At 67.7% G+C, this 1032-nt stretch carries 2 protein-coding genes; both read left to right on the top strand.

Annotated elements, in window-relative coordinates; genetic code table 11:
* Positions 1–819: 2-oxoglutarate dehydrogenase complex dihydrolipoyllysine-residue succinyltransferase (gene odhB, locus G7A99_RS20835; protein WP_163143804.1), on the top strand; the 819-nt coding region annotated here is incomplete at its 5' end.
* Between the two features lie 25 nt (positions 820–844).
* On the top strand, positions 845–1032 hold a 188-nt coding region (locus G7A99_RS20830; RefSeq protein WP_163143802.1), incomplete at its 3' end, for an FAD-dependent oxidoreductase.

Here is a 1032-nt window from a genome sequence, read left to right as displayed (position 1 = left end):
GACAGCGGTGCCGCCGAGCGCAAGCCCCGCGAGCCGGAGCCGGCGGGTCGGCGCAGCGCCCCGGCCGAGTCCAAGTCCCCGGAGGCCCCGGCGGCCACCGAGGCCGCGGCCGCCGGCGAGCGCCCCGAGCGCCGCGTGCCCATGACCCGTCTGCGCCAGCGCATCGCCGAGCGTCTGGTCGAGGCGCAGCAGACCGCCGCCATGCTGACCACCTTCAACGAGGTCAACATGAAGCCGGTGATGGACCTGCGTGCCCGCTACAAGGACCAGTTCGAGAAGACCCACGGCATCAAGCTGGGCTTCATGTCGTTCTTCGTGAAGGCGGCGGTCGAGGCCCTCAAGCGCTACCCGGCGGTGAACGCCTCCATCGACGGCTCCGACATCATCTACCACGGCTACTACGACATCGGCATCGCCGTGTCCACGGAGCGCGGCCTGATGGTGCCGGTGCTGCGTAACGCCGACCAGCTCTCGTTCGCCGAGATCGAGTCCGCGATCGCCGACTTCGGCCAGCGCGCCAAGGCCGGCAAGATCAGCATCGACGAACTCACCGGCGGCACCTTCACGCTCACCAACGGCGGTATCTTCGGCTCGCTGCTGTCGACGCCGATCCTCAACCCGCCGCAGAGCGGCATCCTCGGCATGCACAAGATCCAGGAGCGGGCCATGGTCGAGAATGGCGAAATCCGCGCCCTGCCGATGATGTACCTGGCTCACTCCTACGATCACCGCATCATCGACGGCCGCGAGGCGGTTCAGTTCCTCGTCGCGATCAAGGAGGTCATCGAGGACCCGGCGCGGCTGCTGCTCGAGGTTTAATCGGCTTTAGACAACGGGAGTCAAAATGGCCAATTCCTACGACGTCATCGTCATCGGTGCCGGCCCCGCGGGCTACGTGGCGGCCATCCGCGCCTCGCAGCTGGGCATGAGCGTGGCCTGCATCGACGAGTTCCGGCGCAAGGGCAGCGAGCCCGCGCTGGGCGGGACCTGCCTGAACGTGGGCTGTATCCCCTCGAAGGCGCTGCTCGATTC

This window comes from Arhodomonas sp. KWT (assembly GCF_010993615.1).
Note: the sequence above shows the minus strand (reverse complement) of the source record. Positions and strands in the feature narration are given on the sequence as shown.